Here is a 20296-nt window from a genome sequence, read left to right as displayed (position 1 = left end):
GTGCACGCCATCGACCGGCTGCACCCCGTGGTTCTGCATCACATCGTCAACACCCTCGGCTGGCGGCGGCTGCGAGACTTCCAACAGGCCGCTGTCACCCCACTCACCGAGGGAAGCGACGCGTTGCTTCTCGCGCCGACGGCGGGAGGGAAGACCGAAGCGGCGGCGTTTCCCTTGCTGTCCACGATGGCAAGCAAGGAGTGGCGCGGTACATCGCTGCTCTACGTCTGTCCGCTCAAGGCGCTCCTCAACAATCTCCTGCCGCGGCTGGAGACGTATGCGGGGTGGCTCGGCCGTTCCGTCGCGCTCTGGCACGGCGACGTATCCCACACCACGCGCCGTAGAATCCTCCGGGAGCGTCCGGACATCCTGCTGACCACTCCCGAATCGCTGGAAGCGATGCTCGTCAGCACCCACGTGGACCATCGCGGCTTTTTCGGCGGTCTGCAGGCGGTCGTTGTCGACGAGGTACACGCTTTCGCGGGCGACGACAGGGGGTGGCACCTGCTGGCGGTGCTCGAACGCCTGCAGTGCGCCATCGGCCGCCCGCTGCAACGCGTCGGCCTGTCGGCAACGGTCGGAAACCCACAGGACCTTTTGCAATGGCTCCAGGGATCGGGCACCGGTGTCCGGCCCGCGGAGGTCGTTGCCCCCCATCTCACGCAACCGGACTCGTCCCCGGCGCCTGCTCCGGATATCCAGCTCGACTACGTGGGATCGCTCGACAACGCCGCCACAGTCATCGGGGCTCTGCACAATGGTGAGAAGCGTCTGGTCTTCTGCGAGTCACGGCGACAGGTCGAGCAGCTCGGCGAATTGCTCCGGGCCAAGGGCGTGACCGCGTACCTCTCGCATGCCTCGCTCTCGACCGATGAACGCAGGCGTGCCGAAACCGCGTTCGCTCAGTCACGCGACTGCGTCATCATCGCGACGAGCACACTCGAACTCGGGATCGACGTGGGCGATCTCGACCGGGTCATTCAGATCGACGCGCCGGCTACTGTGGCCGCCTTCTTGCAGAGACTCGGCAGAACCGGCAGACGCGCCGGTACACGACGCAACAGTCTCTTCCTCACCCTGGACGACGAGGGCTTCCTCGCCGCTTGCGCGCTGCTGCTGCAGTGGTCGCGCGGGTGGGTCGAACCAGTCGTACCACCGCCGGAGCCACGCCACATCGTTGCGCAACAAGTTCTGGCTCTGTGCCTCCAAGAACAGCAAGTGGGGGAGCACCTCTGGCAGCGCTGGTGGAGTGGGGTCGGCCCCTTCGGCCGCCCAGCCAAGCCGATCGTGCGCCATCTCGTCGAACAGGGATACCTGGAACGGGACGGCGGGATGCTGTTCATCGGCCCTGAAGCAGAACAGCGATTCGGATATCGGCATTTCATGGATCTGACCGCCGTCTTCACGGCCGCGCCGGAATTCACTGTGCTCTTCGGGCGCAAGGAGATCGGTACGACCGATCCAGCCCTTCTCACCGAACGGGTGGCCGGACCACGGCGGCTACTCCTTGCGGGGAGAAGCTGGCAGGTCACCCACATCGACTGGGCCCGACGCCGCTGCTTCGTCGAACCCGTTGACGGGGGTGGCAAGGCACGCTGGTCAGGTGGAGGGTTTTGCCGGGGGCTTTCGTTCGAACTCACGCGGGCGGCGCGAGACGTCTTGAATGGGGCTGATCTGCCGATCCCATTGACACGGCGAGCTGTTGATGCGCTCCATCAGGCCCGTCAGAGGCATGTTGATCACGTTGATCCGACAGGTAGCGTCATCCGACGCGGTGGTCGTGACACCAACGTCCGATGGTGGACCTGGGCAGGTCAACGGGCAAACGCGACGCTTGCGGCGTCATTGGGCCAAGTGGCTGACCCGTTGCAGCGACCTACAGACGCATACGTCCGGCTCCGCGAAGACATCACCAGGGAGGAGTGGGAAGCGGCCAAGAGCGACGCCCTCAGCGGTCTCAGTCTCCCAGCGGTGGACGGACGTGCCGTGCGGGGCCTCAAGTTCGGAGTCGCCCTGCCGGAGAGACTGGCGCAGGCCACGCTTTCCGTCCGCCTCGCTGATCTTGGCGGGGCCGCTTCCACCTTGGCAGAGCCTACGCGTCACTCGTACGGCCTCTGGTGAGACATCGTCGCGTCGCTGAGTGTTCGCGTGTTTGCACTGGTCTTCGCTCCCTGTGTTCCAAGCCCGATTGATTCCAGGGGGACCGGGAGCACACACGGAGCCGCGAGCCCCGATGGATGCCGCGACGGTCGTCACCCGGAGTACCCGACTCCTCTCCCCATGGAGTGAAGGTTCCACTACCCTCGCCGCACATCCTGCTGCGTAACGGTAGAACGACACGCAGTAGTACCTGTTTGCCCTGGAACCGGACGGAGTCATGGACGGGATGTCCTTCGAGCAGGAGTGGAGCGCCCTCAAGAGCGGTGCGGACAGCACGGACTCGACCGCGATGCAGCTCAACCAGGCCACTTCACCGGACACCGGCCCAGGGGGCGGTAGTCGGATGGACGGATCCGGATGGCTGCTCCTCGAACGGGACGACCTCGGACGTGTGGGGCATGCCGCCTACACACTTTGGCGCAAGCTCCGTACGTCAGCCGACCTCTCCGGTGGTGCGGACGGCAAAGGCGCCGGCGCGACCGAACGCGCCGCTTCGCAACTCAAGGCCCACTCGTTCCTGCTGGGGGCGGAACTGGGCCGCACGGCGAAGTTCTGGACATCCCAGGTGAACACAGTGCTGCAAGGGTGCGCCCACATCTCCAACCACCTGGACTTCTCCAAGGAGTACCAGGGCGAGGAGGACCGGAAGATCGGCGCGCAGATTCTCGGCAAGGACGGAAAGGAACTGCCGCCCTCGCAGATCTCCCGACTGCTGCACTGAGCCGACCGGGCCGAGACGAGAGGGCGGGGGATGAAGGAGTCTCAGCTCACCTACAGCGACCTGGTCGCGGTGAACTTCTCCAGCTTCGGAACGGCGGTCGCGGACTGGAAGCAGATCCAGCGCGAACTGAAGACACGCGCCACCGAGGCCGAGAACGACATGAACGCCAAGGCGCGGAACGCCCGATGGGCGGGGCTGAACGCGGACGCGGTACGCCCCTTCGTGCGGAAGATCGCGGAAGAGGTCGAGGACCTGCGGCGCGAAGCCGCGAGCATCTGGAACCTCATGGACGACGCGCACCGCGAACTGGCGGACATCCAGAAAGATGTGGAAGGCGAGCGGGAAAAGGCGCACAAACTGGATGTGCACATCGCGGACAACGGCGACGGCACGGTCAGCTGCCGCTTCCGGTACGGAACGGACGACGCCGTCACCGCCAGCGGCTACTACGTGGGCGGCACCGACGAGAAGCGCACCACGAAGGAGCGCGAAGCCCGCGACGCCATCGAGTCGCGGCTCAACTTCCTCATCGGCAAGGCGCGCGAAATCGACACCTCAGCCGCGCGGTACATCGGCAAGAGCCACGGCAAGGACAAGCACGACGCCGGCCACGCCACATACACCTCCCTGGACGACGCACAGGCGAAGGAGGCGGCCCGGCTCGGTGAGAAGGAACTGGAGCTGGCCGCGCACGGCAAGGAACTGAGCACCTCCGACCTGCAGCGGCTGCGCGACCTGACCAAGTACAACGCCAAGGACGCGGAGTTCGCCACCGGCTTCTACCGTGAACTGGGACCCAAGAAGGCCCTCCAACTGCACGGCCAGTTGGGCATCGACGCCTCCACGGACGGCGGCGACACCCGCCGCGCACTCTCCCGCACCATCCAGAACTCGATGGACGGCGGCCTCGCCCTGGCCACCCGTAAAGGCGGCGACGGCCCGCACCTGGACAGCGCATGGGTGACGGAGCTGAAGAAAGCCGGCAAGGAGCCCATCCTCCTCCACGATCCGCAGAGCAACGAATGGGGCAAGAATTCCATGCCCCAGCAGAAGGTCCTCGGCTACCAGGTCCTGGGCAACATGCTCCGGCACGGCGACTACGGCAAGGACTTCCTCACCTCGGTCGGCAGCGACATGGTCGAGACCGAGCGCAAGAACGAGTTCGGCCCCAGAGGCTGGCCCAACCCCCACAACGCCCGCCGTGACGCCGTCCTGAACCTCGACCCCGAGGGCGGCACCGGATTCGACCCCATGGCGGGCCTGATGACCGGCCTGAGCCACACCCCGGGAGCGGCCACCGAGTTCTTCAACGCCTACACCGGCGACGAGGACGGTCATCCGAAGAGACTGGACAACTTCGACTACTTCTTCGGCGACAAGGCCGGCCAGGACCCGCAGGAACCCCGCCACTGGCCCCACGACGGCGACGACGACGAGGCCACCTTCGGCAAGGACGCCCTCGGCGGCGCCCTCGAAGCGGCCACGACGGGCCGCCCCGCGGGCGACGAGGGTCCGCCGGAGAAGCACAGTGAACCGCAAGCCGAACTTTTCAGCCGAGCTGTGGAGCGACTGGGCAATAAGAAGAACGCTTCCCTGGTCGAGCATGGCGGAGACCTCGAGGCACTTCAATCGCATATGGGGGCGATGGCTGCCGACTATATGCGTGACGTGCAGCGAGGTGTCACGGATACGCCAAGCGGGATCATCCCTCCGCAAGGTGCGGCGGCCGACCTGGATTTCGACGGCGATGAGCTTGGCCGTTTCCTCCGCACAGCCTCGCAGGATCCCGACGGTTATGCGTCTATCAACCATGCCTCTCATGCTGTCTCGGCAGAAGCGCTGCGAAATGCGCTGCACGATCCTCCGAAGGGGCACGACTTGGGGGATGCTGCTTCCATCGGGGCAGAGCCCGGAGCCGCGGTGGCGGCTCAGGCGGCTGAGGGACGCGCTGACGGGATCGAGAAGGCTGCGGACAGAGTGGGGACTGCGGAGCGCTACAACGAATCTCTTGACAAGAAACAGGAATTGGTCGGTTCGATCGTGGATATGGGGCTCGGCCACCTGACCTATGGAAGTGAGGTGGCAGGGCAGGTGGCAGGTGTTGTCCAGGAGCAGGTCTTCGATCACTACCGAAAAGACCCCGAAAAGATCGCAGAAGAGGTGGCGGAGAGTCGTAGGGATTTTCTCGCCGGCGAGAAGAAGCGTGAAGCGGATGTTATGAAAGAGATCACAAAGACCGCTGGAAGGCATGCGGGAGTGACAGGAGGCTCACTCGCTTGGACGGCCAGTAGGGTCCACAAAGATGTAGAGGATGGATTCTCTAACCGCTAGAAGGGAGGCGGAGTGGGGTCGAGGCAGTGGAATCCACGATTCAAAAAACAGGTTATTTTACTGACTGGGCTGCTCGTCGTGACCGTCTTTGCCTCCGTCTTCTGGTGGCTTCGGTCGAAAGCGCAGGATGATTCTGCGATCCCTGCACGCCTGTGTAATGACACTTTTTCCAGCGCTCAAGTTAAACCTTCATATGGTCGAGTGCACGGTGAATTTGAGGAGGATACCGTCCGGGGGTTTCCGGGGGTGCTGGAGAAGGCGCGTGGACTTGGAGTCGTTTGTGAGACGAGTGCTGGAAATATGAGCGTCAATTTCCGTGTGCAATACACGCAATGGGGGAAGTCGAGAAGTGAAGTGGAGAGAAATAGCAAATATGTTGCCGAGTTTGGTGCAGGGTACGGGGAATACGGTGCGGAGAAAGGGTCTATCAGTCTCCGTGTTCCCTGCCCATCCAGTGAGGAACCGAATGCCAGAATGTACTTGCACGTGGGAGCAACGTCGGCGCGCGGAGGATCGAGAGAAGATGTTTCGAAACTTGCCGAACTGACCGGCTACGCTGCTCGTACCCTCGCTCAGAAGGTCTACAAATGCAAGGGCGCCGAGGAACTGCCGGAGGGGCCGGTTGTCATAACGGAAGGGGAGGGGCGCCGGTGAGCTTATTCAGGGGTGGGACTATATCGACGTTGACGGTGTCCGGTCTCGTGCTGTTGAGCGCCTGCGGAGGCGCCGATGGCGGGTCCTGGAAGGCGGATATCGAGGGGGCGAAGCGCGGTGGGAAGTCCGCTGCGGATTCGCCGAGTGCGAGCGACCCGTCCGGCAGCGGGGGCGGAGGGGCGGGGGCGGGACAAAGCCGAGGCCCGCCGAAAGGGTTGGCCCGCAGCGGAGCGCCGGCCCGCGGCGTCAGGTGTTGTACGTGCTCTGGGCGCGGTCCAGGCCGTCGGTGATCAGGCTTTCGCAGGCGTCCGCGGCGCGGTCGACGAAGTAGTCGAGCTCTTTGCGTTCCGTGCTGGAGAAGTCCTTCAGGACGTAGTCGGCGACCTGCATCCGGCCCGGGGGGCGGCCGACGCCGAAGCGGACGCGGTAGTAGTCGCTGCCCAGCAGTTTGGTGAGGGACTTGAGGCCGTTGTGGCCGTTGTCGCCGCCGCCGAACTTGAGGCGGAGGGCGCCGTAGTCGATGTCGAGCTCGTCGTGGATGACGAGCAGCCGGTCGGTCCCGATGCCGTAGAAGTCCAGCAGCGCTTTGACGGGGCCGCCGGAGACGTTCATGTACGACATCGGTTTGGCGAGTACGACGCGGGTGCTGGTGGTGCCGGGGATGCCGATGCGGCCCTCGAGTACCTGGGCGCGGCCCGCCTTGTGGGACTTGAACCTGCCGCCGGTCCGTCCGGCGAGGAGGTCGGCGACGATGAAGCCCACGTTGTGGCGGTTGCCCGAGTAGTCGGGGCCCGGGTTGCCGAGTCCGGCGATGAGCCACGGGGTGGTGGCCGGCATACGTGGTCCTCCGGTCGTGGGATGTCCGCCGGGCACCGGTGGGGTCCGGGAGCCCGGGGGTGCGGGTGGGACGTGGCCGCCGGGCCGCGTCCCACCCGCACCGATCCGCTGGATGCGCGTCCCCGCGGGTCGCGGGGGCGTGGGATGCGGGAGCTTACTCGGCGCTCGCCGCGCCTTCCTCGCCCTCGCCTTCCTCGCCCTCGGCGGAGGGCTCCTCGGCCTGGGCGGCGAGGACGGAGATGACGGTCTCGTCGCCCTCGATGGCCAGCGTGGTGTTGCCGGGCAGCGCGATGTCCTTGGCCAGGACCTGGTCGCCGACGTCCATGCCCTCGACGGAGACGGTGACCGACTCCGGGATGTGGGTGGCCTCGGCCTCGACCGGCAGCGTGTTGTACACGTGCTCGATCAGGTTCTGGCCCGGTGCCAGCTCGCCCTCGATGTGGATGGGGACCTCGACCTGGACCTTCTCGCCCTTCTTGACGACCAGCAGGTCGACGTGGACGAGGAACTGGCGGATGGCCTCGCGCTGGACGGCCTTGGGGATGACGAGCTGCTTCTTGCCCTCGATGTCCAGGTTGATCAGGACGTTCGGGGTCTTGAGCGCCATCATCATGTCGTAGCTCGGCAGGGCCACGTGGACGGGCTCGGCGCCGTGGCCGTAGATCACGGCCGGGACCCTCTCCTCGCGGCGGAGCCGGCGGGCGGAGCCCTTGCCGAACTCGTCGCGGACGGTCGCGTTGATGCTGACGTCAGCCATGCTGCGCTCCTCGTAAGCGGTGGTACGGATGCCTGCGGTGCCACTCGGTCCCGACGGACCTGCTACGAAGAGCGCGCGTCGATAACGGAGTATCCGATCCCCATGAAGCGGACCGGCCTCCCTCGCCGAGCGACTCGTGGAGTCTACGCGGTGCGGGAGGCCGGTCGGAAATCGATCAGCGGAGCGGGCCCGGGAGGGCCGGAGGGCTACGCCTGCTCGTCGAAGAGGCTGGTCACCGAGCCGTCCTCGAACACCTCACGCACGGCGCGGGCGATCGTCGGCGCCATCGACAGCACGGTGATCTTGTCGAGTTCGAGCTCGCTCGGGGTGGGCAGCGTGTTGGTGAAGATGAACTCGCTGACCTTGGAGTTCTTGAGCCGGTCGGCGGCCGGTCCGGAGAGCACCCCGTGCGTGGCCGTGACGATGACGTCCTCGGCGCCGTTGGCGAACAGCGCGTCGGCGGCCGCGCAGATGGTGCCACCGGTGTCGATCATGTCGTCGACGAGGACGCAGACCCGGTCCTTCACGTCGCCGACGACCTCGTGCACGGTCACCTGGTTCGCCACGTCCGGGTCGCGGCGCTTGTGGACGATGGCCAGCGGGGCGCCGAGCCGGTCGGCCCAGCGGTCGGCGACCCGGACGCGGCCCGCGTCGGGCGAGACGACCGTGAGCTTGTCGCGGTCGGTCCTGGCCGCCACGTAGTCCGCCAGCAGCGGCAGCGCGAACAGGTGGTCGACCGGTCCGTCGAAGAAGCCCTGGATCTGGTCGGTGTGCAGGTCGACGGTGAGGATGCGGTCGGCGCCCGCGGTGCGGAACATGTCCGCCATCAGCCGGGCCGAGATCGGCTCGCGCCCGCGGTGCTTCTTGTCCTGCCGGGCGTACCCGTAGAACGGGACGATCACGGTGATGCTCCGCGCCGACGCCCGCTTCAACGCGTCGATCATGATGAGCTGTTCCATGATCCACTTGTTGATCGGCGTGGTGTGGCTCTGGACCAGGAAGCAGTCGGCGCCGCGCGCCGACTCCTGGAAGCGAACGTAGATCTCGCCGTTCGCGAAGTCGAAAGCCTTGGTCGGGACCACGCCGATACCGAGCTGCTTGGCGACTTCCTCGGCGAGTTCGGGGTGGGCGCGGCCGGAGAAGAGCATGAGCTTCTTCTCGCCGGTCGTCTTGATCCCGGTCACTGCTGTTGTCTCCCTGTGTGTGCGCCGCACGGCGGCTCGGTGGGGGGCGGCGTCGGTTGGCGGGGGCGGCGTCGGTTTTCAGCCGCGTGGCCCATCAGGCCTCCATAACCGTACGCCCCCCGTCATACAACCGGATACCCGGTCTTAACCCTCTTCTGCGGGAACCTGCCCGCTCGCACCGTTCGCGGAACGGGTCTTCCCGGCCGTCCCCGAGGCTCGCGAGGCCGGACCCGTGGGCTCCTGCGCCACCTCCTGCGCCGCCTGCGCCGAGGCGCTGCCCGGCCGTTTGCGGGCCACCCAGCCCTCGATGTTGCGCTGCTGGCCGCGTGCCACGGCCAGCGAGCCGGGCGGCACATCCTTGGTGATCACGGAGCCGGCGGCGCTGTAGGCGCCGTCCCCGATCGTGACGGGAGCCACATACATGTTGTCCGCACCCATCCTGCAGTGCGAGCCGACCGTCGTGGTGTGTTTGCTCTCACCGTCGTAGTTCACGAAGACGCTCGCCGCGCCGATGTTGCTGTGCTCCCCGATCACCGCGTCGCCCACGTAGGACAGGTGCGGCACCTTGCTGCCCTCGCCGATCTCGGCGTTCTTCATCTCGACGTAGCTGCCCGCCTTCACCTTCGGGCCCAGCCGGGTGCCGGGCCGCAGATAGGTGTAGGGGCCGACCGCGCACCGCTCCCCGATCTCCGCGCTCTGCGCGACGGTGTTGCTGACCGTGGCCCCCGCGCCCACCCGGGTGTCGGTCAGGCGGGTGTTCGGCCCCACCTCGCTGGCGGGGCCCAGGTGTGTGCCGCCGAGCAACTGGGTGCCCGGGTGGACCGTGGCGTCCGGCTCGTAGGTCACGTCCACGTCCATCCACGTGGTGGCCGGGTCCATGACCGTGACCCCCGCCAGCATGGCGTCCTCCAGCAGCCGGCCGTTGAGCATCCGGCGGGCCTCGGAGAGCTGCACGCGGTTGTTGATGCCCGCGATCTCCCGGTGGTCGCCCGCCACCGCGGCGCCCACCCGGTGACCGGCTTCCCGCAGGATGCCGAGCACGTCCGTCAGGTACTCCTCGCCCTGGCTGTTGTCCGTACTGACCTGCGCCAGCGCCTGTGCCAGCAGTCGGCCGTCGAACGCGAACACCCCCGAGTTGATCTCCCGGACGGTGCGCTGCTCCTCGGTCGCGTCCTTGTGCTCGACGATCGCGGTGACCGGCCCGCCGCCGCTCTCGCGCACGATGCGGCCGTAGCCGGTGGCGTCCGGGACCTCTGCGGTCAGCACGGTGACGGCGTTGCCGTCGGCGACGTGGGTGTCCGCCAGTTGCTGCAGCGTCCCGCCGGTCAGCAGCGGGGTGTCGCCGCAGGTCACCAGGACCGTTCCGGCGGGCTCGCCGTCGCCCAGCTCGGCCAGCGCCATCCGGACGGCGTGCCCGGTGCCGTTCTGCTCGTGCTGCACGGCGGTGCGGGCCTCGGCGTCCAGCTGCGACAGGTGCGCGGTGACCTGTTCGCGCGCGTGCCCGACGACCACGACCAGCTGCTCCGGATCCAGCGCCCGCGCGGCGCTCACCACATGGCCGACCAGGGAGCGGCCGCAGATCTCGTGCAGGACCTTGGGGGTCGCCGACTTCATGCGGGTGCCCTCACCCGCTGCGAGAACGACGACGGCTGCCGGGCGAGTGACGCTCACGGGTGTGCCCTTCGGCTTCGGGGGTGGGTGTATCCCGCAGGATACCGGGGGGTTCGCCGTGTGCCGGGAGGGCGGGCCCTCGGGCGGCGGAGAAGGCCGGCCCGGATGACGCGCGCCGTGACGACCGGATCGTGCGTCCCGTGACGACCGCGCCGTGCGCGCTGGGGGCTCCCCTGCGGGGAGCTGTGGGCTCCCCCGCAAGGATTTGAACCTTGACTACTGGATCCAAAATCCAGGGTGCTGCCCGTTACACCACGGGGGAAGGTGGCTCAGAGCGTACCTGACGCGGCCTCGTTCGTCCGGTGGGTTGCCGCCCGTTCGTCCGCCGGGTTCACGGTCCGCGGGGGTGCGACGGCGCTGATCCGCGGAGCCGTGGCGGTCGTGATCCGCGGCAGTTCCGTGGCCGGGCCGCGGCGGAGCCGTTCGCGAAACCGTCCGGGCACGGACAGATGACCGGAATGGGATGTTCCGGGGATCGGCGGGGCAAGGCGGCGAGGGGCGGTCGTAGGGTGGTCGGTATGACCGAGACGGGGGAAAACCGTACGCGGGGCGGGCCGTGGTGGTGGGAGAAACCACGGAGTGCGGTGCTCGACATCGCCCTGGCCGCGGCCTCCGCCGCGGAGTGCGCCCTGCAGGGGCGGGGCTTCGCCGAGGAGACGGGAATCCCGGGGGCTCTCGCGGTGCTCCTGGGCGCCGTCGCGGGGGCCACGCTGGTGCTGCGCCGCCGCTGGCCGATAGCGGTCGTGCTGGTCGCCATCGCCGTCATACCGGCGGAGATGGGCACCTTCCTCGGGGTCGTCGGGCTCTACACGCTCGCCGCCACCGATGTACCGCGCCGGATCACCGGACTGCTGGCCGGGATGGCCGCCGCCGGGATGCTGGTGATGACCGCCTTCCGGCTGGACCAGAACATCGGGCAGGACCCCGACTTCAACCCGCAGGGCTGGTTCGTCCCGCTGGTCTCGATCCTCATGTCGATCGGGGTGACGGCGCCGCCCGTGCTGCTCGGACTGTACGTCGGTGCGCGGCGGCGGCTCGTCGAGTCGCTGCGCGAGCGCGCGGACGGCCTGGAGCGCGAGCTCTCGCTGCTGGCGGACCGGGCGGAGGAGCGTGCCGAGTGGGCACGGAACGAGGAGCGCACCCGGATCGCCCGCGAAATGCACGACGTGGTCGCCCACCGGGTGAGCCTGATGGTGGTGCACGCGGCGGCGCTGCAGGCGGTGGCGCTCAAGGACCCGGAGAAGGCGGCGAAGAACGCCGCACTGGTGGGAGACATGGGGCGGCAGGCTCTCGACGAGCTGCGCACCATGCTGGGCGTGCTGCGCTCCGGCGAGTCGGAGAGGCCGGAGAGGTCCGGGCGGCCCGACCCCGCCGAGGCCGCCGGCCCCGCTCCGTCCGACTCTCCTGCCCTCTCCGGAGCCTCTCCCGGCCCGGCCGCTTCGCCGGGTGCCTCCGCCGCTCCCGGACCCGGCTCGGCGGCTCCGGAGGCCGGGTCCTCCGGAGCCGCAACGGCCGAGGCGCCCTCCCGGCTGGCCGAGTTCGCGTCCGCCGTCGCGGGACAGGCGGCGGGACGGTCGACAGCCGGAAGCGCGGAGCGCGGCACGGAGACCCGGAGCGCGGCGGTGCAGGGGGCGGGGCAGGCCGGTGCGCCGCGTCCGGACCACGGGACCGCGCACTCCGGCCCGCCCTCGCTCGCCCATCTCGACTCGCTGGTCGGCCAGTCGCGCGCGGCCGGGATGGCCGTGGAACTCAGCGTCGAGGGCAGCCTCGACGGAGCCTGCCCGCCGCCGGTCCAGCAGACCGCGTACCGGGTGGTGCAGGAGGCGCTGACCAACGTGCACAAGCATGCGGCAGGAGCCGCGACCCGGGTTCGGGTCGCGCACCGCGTAGCGGAGGTCGCGCTGCAGGTCGAGAACGACCCGGCCGCCGACGGCGCGGCCGACGCGGGGCTGCCCAGCGGCGGCAACGGCCTGGTGGGGATGCGGGAGCGGGTGACGGCGCTCGGCGGCGGTTTCGTCTCCGGGCCGACGGACGCGGGCGGCTTCCGGGTCTCGGCGATCATCCCGTACGCGGGCCCCTGAGCGGCCGCCCGCGACCCGGCCCCGCGCTGTCATCCCGTACGGATGTCCGCGAGCCCGTCCGGTCCGGCGCTCTCCGGCGGGGGGACGGCGGGCGGCGGGCCCGCGCTCAGCTTGGCCGGCACCAGCCCCATCAGCAGCGCCGAGAGCGCGGCGTCGAAGTCGGCACCCAGATACCAGTCGCCGGTCGCGTCGATGCTGTAGACGCGGCGCTCGGCGTCGATGGCCAGCAGCGCCTCGTCCTCCCCCTCGGTGCCGATCGGGCAGACCTGGGTGCCCAGCGCCCGGCCCAGGTCGTTGAAGGTGCGTGCCGCGTGCAGCCCGGGGAGCGGGTCGATGTGCACCGGCGACGGCGCGAGATGGCGGCCGGGCCCGGTGGGGTCGATGCGGAGCGTGCCGAACTCGGCCCACACCTCGACGGCCGCGGGGAAGACCGCGTGCCGGTGGCCGCCGGGTGAGACGTGGCCGCGCAGCGCGTCGGCCCACAGCTCGGCCTGCCGGATGTCCCACCGGCCCGGCTGCCACCCGGCGTTGCGCAGCGGATCGTCGACGGCGACGGGGAAACGCGTGGTCACTGCGGGCTCTCCCGCGCCGGGTCGACGGCCCGCACTCCGAAGTGGGCCAGCAGCGCCCCGCAGGACCGGCAGGGGGGCGCATAGCTGCCGTGCAGCGGGTCGCCGTCCTCGCGGATGCGGCGCGCGGTGAGTTTGGCCTGCTTGAGCGCGCGCTTGGCCTCGCCGAGCGTGAGCGGCTTGGGTGCCTTGGACATGCGGGAGCCCTTGCCCGCGGTGCCCCTGCCGGTCCGGCTGCTCTTGGCGGGGCGGCGGCGCTTGTCCGCGCGGGCCGCCTCGGTGGCGGTCAGATAGCGCGACAGCAGGACCGCTTCAGGACAGCGGCCGGTCTGGCGGGAGCGCCGTTCCGTGGTGAGGGTGTCGAGGAAGTCCTGCACGAGCGGGTGGTGGGCGGGCGCGCGTTCTGCCTTGCTGCCGGTGCAGGTGAGGGTCTCGCCCCGGATCGACAGTGCGGCGGCGACGGCGGGCAGGATGCCGTCACGGCGCTGGAGCAGGACCGGTGCGGTGGCGCTGAGGGAGTCGACAGCGGCTATCCAGCCGATGCGCGGGTCGCCGCCGCTGTACGAGCCGTGCTGCGCCTGCGGCGCTTCCGGCTGCTGCGGTGTGTGCGCCTGTGGTGCCGTGTGCAATGGAGCTTCCTCCCAGAGTGTCCCCTCTGTGCCGGGGCTCGCCCAAGTATGCAGTGTGGCGTACGAGTCGATCATTCCGCGGCGATGTCATGGAATTGTGGCGGTGGTGGCGACAGCGTGAAGAAGGGGCGGGCGGGGCCGAGCGGTACCCGGGCGGTGTGCGGGGCACGGCGGGGGAGCGGGTCCGGCGAACGAGCCGCCGCCGAGGGCCGGTCCGCCGCCGTCCGCCGGGGCCCGCAGGGGGCGGTGTCTGCCCGGCGGCGTACCGCATAGGCTGTTCGGTACCAGTCGGAAGCAGCAGGGAGCCAACGCGATGACGACAGGTCGGCTCGGGGCGGGGGCGCCTACCGGCCCCGAGGGCCAGGGGAACGCCGCCGCACCGCCGAACCGGGCGTACGCCGGGCAGGTCGTGTACTTCCCGGATCCGGTCAGAGCGGCCCGCTACCCCCAGGGGGTGCGCGTCGACCACGGCGGATTTCCGGACTTCTCCCCGTACGCGCGTGCCGCGGCGGAGATCGCGGAGCCCCCGGAGGGCTTCGGCGGCGACGAACTGCGGCTGACGGACTACGTGTCGGCCAACGCCGCGCTCCACGGCGAGCAGCACGAACTCTGGGCGGACCTGCCGTCCGTCGCGACCCCGCACGGCTGGACGTGGCACCACGTGCCCCACAGCCGCCGGATGGAACTCGTCCCCGTCGAGGTCAAGGCGCTGCTGCGGCACCACGGCGGGCTGGCGACGGCCGCCGTCGACCACGCCAAGACCGGTACCCGCCCCCTGCAGGAGACCCGGCCCGCGCACTTCGCCGTTCCGCACGGCGCGGAACCGGCGGTGAGCGAGCGGCAGGTCGCGGACGTCGAGGAGCGGCTGGGCTACCGGCTGCCCGGCGCCTACCGGACGTTCCTGAAGGTCGCGGGCGGCTGCGCCCCGCAGGGCGTCGCGCTCGACGCGGAACTGGGTCTGCTGGTGGACCAGCCGTTCTTCACGGTGCGCGACGACGCCGCCGTCAACGACCTCGTCTACGTCAACAAGTGCCTGCGCGACCACCTCACCAAGGACTACCTGGGGGTGGGGTTCGTGCAGGGCGGTCTGGTCGCGGTGAAGGTCAAGGGCGAGGCACCCGGTTCGGTGTGGTTCTGCGCCTACGACGACGCCCGGGACACCGACGGCTTGCAGGTCCACGAGCGGGTGGAGCGGCTGCTGCGGCCGTGCGGCGCGGACTTCGACGAGTTCCTGCTGCGGCTGGCGGGCAACCCGCCGGAGTTGGAGACGGTGGCCAACCTGATGGTGGACGGCGGCTTCGCCCGCGCCGTCCCGGTGGAGAGGTGAGAGCGCGATGGTGACCTTGGCGCAAGCCCAGGAGCGCGCCGAGCGCTGGGTCAACGGTGAGGTACCCGCCTACGAGCAGCGCGAGGTGCGGGTCCGCGAGTTCGACCTGGGCTTCGTCGCCTGGGCCGAGGACCGCCCGGGGGCACCGGCCTCGGACAGCGGCAACGTCCGGCTGGTCATCGCCCGCGACAGCGGAGAGACCACGCTGTGGCCCGCGCTGCCGGTGGGCGAGGTCATCCGCCGCTACGAGGAGGAGTACGGCGAGGAACCCGCCGCCCCGGCCGCGCCGCCGCAGCAGCGGCTCGACCTCGAGGCGACCTCGTTCCTGCTGACGCCTCCCGAGTGGCTCCAGCAGGCGGCCGACAAGATGGGCATCCCCGACCGGCGCGCCGACGGCACCCCCGCGCACGCGGAGCCCGCCCCCGCACCGGGGACGCCGGGAACCTCCGTGCCGCACACACCACCGCCCGCAGCACCCGCGGCCCCCTTCGGCGACACCTCGGGCGGCGCCCCCTCCGGGCCCAGCCCCTGGGACGGTGCCGACACCGGCGGTGCGGGCAGCGGCGAGGCGCAGGCGCCGCCGGCGACCGTGTTCGCGCCGCCGCTGATGGGCAGCGACGAGGAGGACACCCCGCCGCCGCCGTCCGGCTCGGAGGCGCGAACCGCGCTGCTGCCGGAGGGCAGCGCGCTGCCCAGGACCACGGTGTCCCCCGCGCTGGAGGACCCGTACGCCCCGCAGCCCGGTCACGGGCCCGCCGACCAGCACTCCGCTCCGGGCGGGCCCCGGCCGGAGCCGCCGCAGGCTCCGGCGGGCCCCTATCCGGACCAGGCTCAGCAGGGCGGTGCGCCCGACGGCGCCGGGAACGACGCGGGCGCCGACAGCGGCGGCGGTGCGCACCACGCCGCGACCATGCTGGCCGACCCCTCCCAGGGCGGCCTCGCGATGCCAGGCGCTCCGGACGCGTCCGGAGCGGGCGACATCGCGGACGCCGCCACGAGCCGCGCCCCGCAGGGCGCCGTCCCCGGCAAGCACTCACGCCACACGGGACCGTCGGTGCCCCCGCCGCCGGGCGCTCCGGGCGCACCCGGCGGCCGCTCCGGCGGCCCCGCGACTCCGCCGCCGCCCTCCCCGCCCGGTCCTCCGGGCGGCTCCGGCGGCGGCTATGTGCCCACCCAGATGGTCTCGTCCGACGCGCTGGCCGAGCAGATCAACCAGAGCGGGCAGCAGCCGACGGCCGACACGCCCGATGAGCCGACGCCGCCGCCCGGCGGCGGCCCGGGCGGCGGGGTGCACCAGGCGGCGACGATGCTGGCCGGCCCCGCCCCCGGCGGCCCCACACCGCCCGGCCCTCCCGGAGCACCGGCCCCCGGTGCGCCTCCCGGCGGCCCCGCCATGGGGCCCGGCCCCGGCGGACCGCAGCCCGGTGCCCCGCAGCCCCAGCCGGGCACCCCCACGGTCGGCCCCGGCTACATGGCCGTGCTCCGCTACCGCGCTCCCGACGGCTCCGAGCAGCAGCTCATCCGCCACTCCGCGCCGGGGACCCCGCACCCGGAATGGCAACTGCTGCACGAGCTGCGGGCCATGAACGTGCCACCGCAGCAGGTCGTCGAGCTCCATACCGAACTGGAGTCCTGCGACCTGCCCGGCGGCTACTGCGCCCGCATGGTCCGCGAGACCTGGCCGCAGGTGCGGATCAGCCACACCGCCTCCTACGGCACCGACCACGCCTCGCGGCAACAGGGCATGCGGCACCTCGTCGAGCACCAGGGCGAGCTGCACCAGGTCGCCGACGGGCCCGCGCGGCCCGCCCCGCAGCGGGTACCGCTCCCGCCGCCCGGCCAGATCCCGCCCGCGCCGCCCATCCCGCCCGACGCCATCGGGCAGGAACTCATGCAGGCGTTCGGACCCCAGGGCGTCTTCCGCTTCGACCAGCGGGCCGTCTCCCGCCAGGGCGTGCCCGACATCGTGGCGCAGACCCTGGTGTGGGCGGGCGTGCCCATCGACATGGGCCCGTTCTTCTGGGGCCAGGCCCAGCCCGGCCGCCCGGTGCCGACGCTGGCCGAGCTGGCCCAGGAGCGCGGGGTGCAGCCGGCCCCCGACGCGGGCTCGTACCTGGTGATGGGGACCGACTTCGGACGGCAGCTGTGCGTGCAGTACGGCTCGGCGAACATCGTGGCCGTGCCGCTGGAGGCAGGCCCCGGTGGGCAGCCCGCGCCCCCGCAGTTCGTGAACACGGGCCTGCCGGAGTTCGTCCGGTGCATGGCCATGCTGGGGCGGATGTGGCGGCTGCGGTTCGGCCTGACGCCGGACCAGGCCGGTCGCTGGACGGTCGACTTCCAGGCCCAGCTCGCCGCCCTGGACGCCGCGGCACTCGCCTCCCCGGAGAACTGGTGGTCCGTGCTGCTCGAACAGATGTGGGACGGCCTCTTCTGAGCTGACCCCTGCGGGGTGCCCTCGCGTTTCGGCTGCCGCCGGTGGGGGGGTTGCCGTGTGGTGGGGGCACGCCCCCTTTGTTTTCCGGCCCCCCGCTAGTGGGCTCCGCCCCCTAGGACCCCCGTCCGCATCTGCGGCACCGTCCGGCTCCGGGCACCGGGCGAGGTGCCTCCGCCTCGGGTTGCGGCCGGTGACAACCCTGCGGGTCGCGTCAGAAGGAAAGCGAACTCGTCTTTTGTGGGAGCGGCCCGCGGGGTTGTCACCTGGGGTACCAAGGGCCCGGTGCCGCACGCCGCGGACGGGAGTTGAGGACGGCTCCGTTTCGCGGCCGGGGGTTCTAGGGGGCGAAGCCACCTGGCGGGGGGCGTTGGGGGGCGGAGCCCCCCGACACGGCCTGTCGGCGGCGGCCGAGAACGCCAGGGGGCGTGCCCCCACCACCCGGGAACCCCCCCACCGGCGGCAGCCGAGAGCAGAGGGGGCGTGCCCCCACCAAGGGGGGCCCACCGGCGGCAGCCGAAACGCAGAGGGGGCGTGCCCCCACCACGCGGGAACCCACCACCCCACCGGCGGCAGCCGCAATCGCGCAGCCCGAACGACTGGCGCGCCCCGCGGGGAGGCGCTCGCTCCGTCGGCCCAGCGCGGCGGGCGCCGCCCCGCGGAGTGCGGGACGCTCGGCTCATGTACGGGGAGAGCAGCACCCTCTACCGCGCGGGTGACCCGCACGGCGGGGGCCGCGGCGGCGGCCCGCGCCGCTGGTGGCGGGTTGTCCTGCTGGTGCTGCTGGTGCTGGTGCTGGCCTGCGCGGCGGGGCTCGCCGGGACCTGGGTGTGGGCGGACGGCCGGGTGCGGCAGACTGCGGCGCTGGCCGACTATCCGGGCCGCCCGCCGCCGGGCCGGGGCACCAACTGGCTGATCATCGGCACCGACACCCGGGCCGATCTCACCCGCGAGCAGCGCGCGGAGCTGCATGTGGGCGGTGGCGGCCAGCGCAACACGGATACGGTGATGGTGCTGCACTACGGCGCGGCGGGCCCGTATCTGGTGAGTATTCCGCGCGACTCGTATGTGAAGGTTCCCGGCCACGGCCGCGACAAGATCAACTCGGCGTACGCGCGGGGTGGTCCCCGGCTGCTCACCCGCACCGTCGAGCAGGCGACGGGGCTGCGTCTGGACCACTACGCCGAGATCGACTTCCTCGGCTTCACCCGCGTCGTCGACGCGCTCGACGGGGTGCGGGTGTGTCTGAGGAAGCCGCTGCGCGACGAGAAGGCGGGCGCCCGGCTGCCCGCCGGCTGCCGGAACCTCGACGGCAGGCAGGCGCTGGCCTACGTACGGGCGCGCTACAGCGATCCGGAGGGGGATCTGGGGCGGGTCAAGCGGCAGCGCCGGCTGCTGAGCGCGTTCGTCCGGGAGGGGACGGGGCCGGCCACGGTGGGGAACCCGTTCCGGTTCTATCCGTTCCTCGGTTCGGCGCTGGAGGCGGTCACCGTCGACGAGGGCAGCTCCGTCCTGTCACTCACACGAATGGGCTGGAGGATCAGACGGCTGACGGAGGGCGACGGGGGGACGACGACGGTGCCGGTGGCGAACCCCGGGCTCAGCGTGCCTGGTACCGGAAGCGTGGTCGTGTGGGAGCCATCCGGGTCACGTTCTCTTTTTCATCAGTTGCGGCAGGATGTGCCGATTACGGCAACCGCGGTGAAGTAGCGCATCCTGGGCCGGGCCGGTCTCGTACGTGACTGTCGGGATCGTCGGATCGCCAGAGAGTGACGGGACAGCCGAGATAAGGGGCTCGATATGAGTGCGTCGTCGCCGCACGGCTTCACTGTTGTCCGGGGCCGCGGGTACCGGTCCGAACAGGTCGACGGCCGCGTGACCGAGCTGAACGCGGAACGCGAGGCCGCCTGGCACCGCACCGCGCAGCTCACCCAGCTCGCCCAGGAGCTGGCCGAGGAGGCGGAGCGGCTCCGCGGTGTCGCCGCCGCGCTGCCACCGCAGACCTTCGAGGCGCTGGGCGCCCGCGCCCAGGGCATCCTCGCCACCACCGAATCGGAGGCGGCCGACCTCAGGGCGGCGGCCGACAGCGCGGCGCAGCAGCTGACCGAACGCGCCGAGGAGGAGGCCCGCTCGGTGCGGGACACCGCCCGCGAGGCGGCAGCGCGCCGCCGCGCGGACGCCGAGGCCGCCGCCGCCAGAACGCTGGACGCCGCCCAGGACCGTGCCGACGAGCTGCGCTCCGAGGCCCGGACGCAGGCCGAGAAGATCGGCCAGGACGCGTCCGAGGCACTGCAGGAGATGTCCCGCAGGTGCGCGGCGCTCCTCACGGAGCAGGAGAAGGAGCACGCGGCCCGGGCGGACGCCTTCGACCGGGAGCTGGCCGAGCGGGAGGCCGAGTTCCAGGCGTGGGCGGCGGACCTGGAGGAACGTGGGGAGCGGGCGCTCGCCGACGCCCGGCGGGAGCACGCTGAGGCGGAGGAGGCGGCGCGGCACCGGCAGGAGGACGCGGAGGCGCGCGGCGCCGAGCTGGTCGCGGAGGCGCGGGTGCGGGCGGAGGGGATCGAGCGGGAGACCGAGCGGGTGCTGCGGGAGCACGCCGAGCGGTCCGAGGAGCTGCGGGAGCACATGGCGCACGTCCGCTCCTCGCTCGCGACGCTGACCGGCCGGGCCCCGGACGACCCGGCGCTTCCGGCGCAGCAGTCGGCCCCTGCCGCCGACTGAGCCGCGTTCCGGGGCGGCGGGGAGCCGGGCGTTCCGGCCTCCTGCCGCACCGGCGCGTGCCCCGGGGCGGCGGTGTGCGGCAGCGCGACAGCGCGGGGGTGTCACCGGTGCGGCGTACGCTGGGAGTCCCGGTTCGCTTGCGAGCCGGGCACTTCGTCGTGCGCGCCCCGCGGAGGGGCCGCGTACGAGGACCCCGCGCCCCCGGACGGAAAGCCGAAAGCGA

At 71.1% G+C, this 20296-nt stretch carries 15 protein-coding genes and 1 tRNA gene; 9 read left to right on the top strand and 7 right to left on the bottom strand.

The genetic code is table 11. The features are described from left to right. The 4 genes from P2424_RS12240 (at position 1) to P2424_RS12225 (ending at position 5866) form a co-directional block, all read left to right on the top strand. Positions 1–2121 (top strand): DEAD/DEAH box helicase, encoded by a 2121-nt coding sequence (locus P2424_RS12240; RefSeq protein ID WP_276478943.1) that lies wholly within the window; start codon positions 1–3, stop codon positions 2119–2121. Positions 2122–2377: 256 nt separating this feature from the next. Continuing rightward, positions 2378–2881 (top strand): hypothetical protein, encoded by a 504-nt coding sequence (locus P2424_RS12235; protein ID WP_276475783.1) that lies wholly within the window; start codon positions 2378–2380, stop codon positions 2879–2881. 30 nt (positions 2882–2911) lie between these two features. After that, on the top strand, positions 2912–5212 hold the full coding sequence (locus P2424_RS12230; protein WP_276475782.1) for a hypothetical protein: 2301 nt from the start codon (positions 2912–2914) through the stop codon (positions 5210–5212). A 12-nt stretch (positions 5213–5224) separates the two neighbouring features. Continuing rightward, positions 5225–5866 (top strand): hypothetical protein, encoded by a 642-nt coding sequence (locus P2424_RS12225; RefSeq protein ID WP_276475781.1) that lies wholly within the window; start codon positions 5225–5227, stop codon positions 5864–5866. 246 nt (positions 5867–6112) lie between these two features. Here P2424_RS12225 and pth read toward each other — a convergent pair whose 3' ends face one another. From pth to P2424_RS12200, 5 genes are all read right to left on the bottom strand, one after another. Next, positions 6113–6703 (bottom strand): aminoacyl-tRNA hydrolase, encoded by a 591-nt coding sequence (gene pth / locus P2424_RS12220; RefSeq protein ID WP_276475780.1) that lies wholly within the window; start codon positions 6701–6703, stop codon positions 6113–6115. Between the two features lie 154 nt (positions 6704–6857). Continuing rightward, entirely contained in the window at positions 6858–7460 is a 603-nt protein-coding gene (locus P2424_RS12215; protein WP_276475779.1) for a 50S ribosomal protein L25/general stress protein Ctc, read from the bottom strand. A gap of 206 nt (positions 7461–7666) precedes the next feature. Then, a complete protein-coding gene (locus P2424_RS12210) occupies positions 7667–8644 on the bottom strand; it encodes a ribose-phosphate diphosphokinase (RefSeq protein ID WP_019356982.1) in 978 nt (325 codons plus the stop codon). A 144-nt stretch (positions 8645–8788) separates the two neighbouring features. Continuing rightward, positions 8789–10315 carry a bifunctional UDP-N-acetylglucosamine diphosphorylase/glucosamine-1-phosphate N-acetyltransferase GlmU gene (gene glmU / locus P2424_RS12205; RefSeq protein WP_276475778.1) on the bottom strand — a complete coding sequence of 509 codons (1527 nt, stop codon included), beginning with the start codon at positions 10313–10315 and terminating at the stop codon, positions 8789–8791. A 190-nt stretch (positions 10316–10505) separates the two neighbouring features. Continuing rightward, a tRNA-Gln gene (locus P2424_RS12200) sits at positions 10506–10577 on the bottom strand. Positions 10578–10833: 256 nt separating this feature from the next. On the opposite strand from P2424_RS12200, the gene P2424_RS12195 reads away from it, so the two are divergent. Beyond that, on the top strand, positions 10834–12396 hold the full coding sequence (locus P2424_RS12195) for a histidine kinase (RefSeq protein ID WP_276475777.1): 1563 nt from the start codon (positions 10834–10836) through the stop codon (positions 12394–12396). 29 nt (positions 12397–12425) lie between these two features. Here the strand turns inward: P2424_RS12195 and P2424_RS12190 are convergent, their stop codons facing one another. Next, the gene (locus tag P2424_RS12190) at positions 12426–12968 is read right to left on the bottom strand and encodes an SUKH-3 domain-containing protein (RefSeq protein WP_276475776.1); all 543 of its coding nucleotides are present in this window, start codon (positions 12966–12968) and stop codon (positions 12426–12428) included. Beyond that, the gene (locus P2424_RS12185; protein ID WP_276478942.1) at positions 12965–13507 is read right to left on the bottom strand and encodes a YwqJ-related putative deaminase; all 543 of its coding nucleotides are present in this window, start codon (positions 13505–13507) and stop codon (positions 12965–12967) included. The genes P2424_RS12190 and P2424_RS12185 overlap by 4 nt, the downstream gene beginning before the upstream one ends. 400 nt (positions 13508–13907) lie before the next feature. On the opposite strand from P2424_RS12185, the gene P2424_RS12180 reads away from it, so the two are divergent. The 4 genes from P2424_RS12180 to P2424_RS12165 all read left to right on the top strand — a co-directional run bounded on the left by P2424_RS12180 (position 13908) and on the right by P2424_RS12165 (position 20073). Further along, positions 13908–14921, top strand: a complete 1014-nt coding sequence (locus P2424_RS12180) for an SMI1/KNR4 family protein (protein ID WP_276475775.1) — start codon at positions 13908–13910, stop codon at positions 14919–14921. Positions 14922–14928: 7 nt separating this feature from the next. Further along, positions 14929–17355, top strand: coding sequence for an SUKH-4 family immunity protein (locus tag P2424_RS12175; protein ID WP_276475774.1), 2427 nt, complete (start codon positions 14929–14931; stop codon positions 17353–17355). Between the two features lie 678 nt (positions 17356–18033). Next, a complete protein-coding gene (locus P2424_RS12170; protein WP_276475773.1) occupies positions 18034–19062 on the top strand; it encodes an LCP family protein in 1029 nt (342 codons plus the stop codon). Positions 19063–19152: 90 nt separating this feature from the next. Beyond that, positions 19153–20073 carry a cellulose-binding protein gene (locus P2424_RS12165; RefSeq protein WP_276475772.1) on the top strand — a complete coding sequence of 307 codons (921 nt, stop codon included), beginning with the start codon at positions 19153–19155 and terminating at the stop codon, positions 20071–20073. Positions 20074–20296: the final 223 nt, after the last annotated feature.

Source organism: Streptomyces sp. WMMB303, from assembly GCF_029351045.1.
Taxonomy (GTDB): Bacteria; Actinomycetota; Actinomycetes; order Streptomycetales; family Streptomycetaceae; genus Streptomyces.
Note: the sequence above shows the minus strand (reverse complement) of the source record. Positions and strands in the feature narration are given on the sequence as shown.

Coding starts and splice junctions, on each gene's coding strand:
- P2424_RS12235 (WP_276475783.1), top strand. CDS start 2,378: ATGGACGGGATGTCCTTCGAGCAGGAGTGGAGCGCCCTCAAGAGCGGT.
- P2424_RS12230 (WP_276475782.1), top strand. CDS start 2,912: ATGAAGGAGTCTCAGCTCACCTACAGCGACCTGGTCGCGGTGAACTTC.
- pth (WP_276475780.1), bottom strand. CDS start 6,703: ATGCCGGCCACCACCCCGTGGCTCATCGCCGGACTCGGCAACCCGGGC.
- P2424_RS12215 (WP_276475779.1), bottom strand. CDS start 7,460: ATGGCTGACGTCAGCATCAACGCGACCGTCCGCGACGAGTTCGGCAAG.
- P2424_RS12195 (WP_276475777.1), top strand. CDS start 10,834: ATGACCGAGACGGGGGAAAACCGTACGCGGGGCGGGCCGTGGTGGTGG.
- P2424_RS12180 (WP_276475775.1), top strand. CDS start 13,908: ATGACGACAGGTCGGCTCGGGGCGGGGGCGCCTACCGGCCCCGAGGGC.
- P2424_RS12175 (WP_276475774.1), top strand. CDS start 14,929: ATGGTGACCTTGGCGCAAGCCCAGGAGCGCGCCGAGCGCTGGGTCAAC.
- P2424_RS12170 (WP_276475773.1), top strand. CDS start 18,034: ATGTACGGGGAGAGCAGCACCCTCTACCGCGCGGGTGACCCGCACGGC.
- P2424_RS12165 (WP_276475772.1), top strand. CDS start 19,153: ATGAGTGCGTCGTCGCCGCACGGCTTCACTGTTGTCCGGGGCCGCGGG.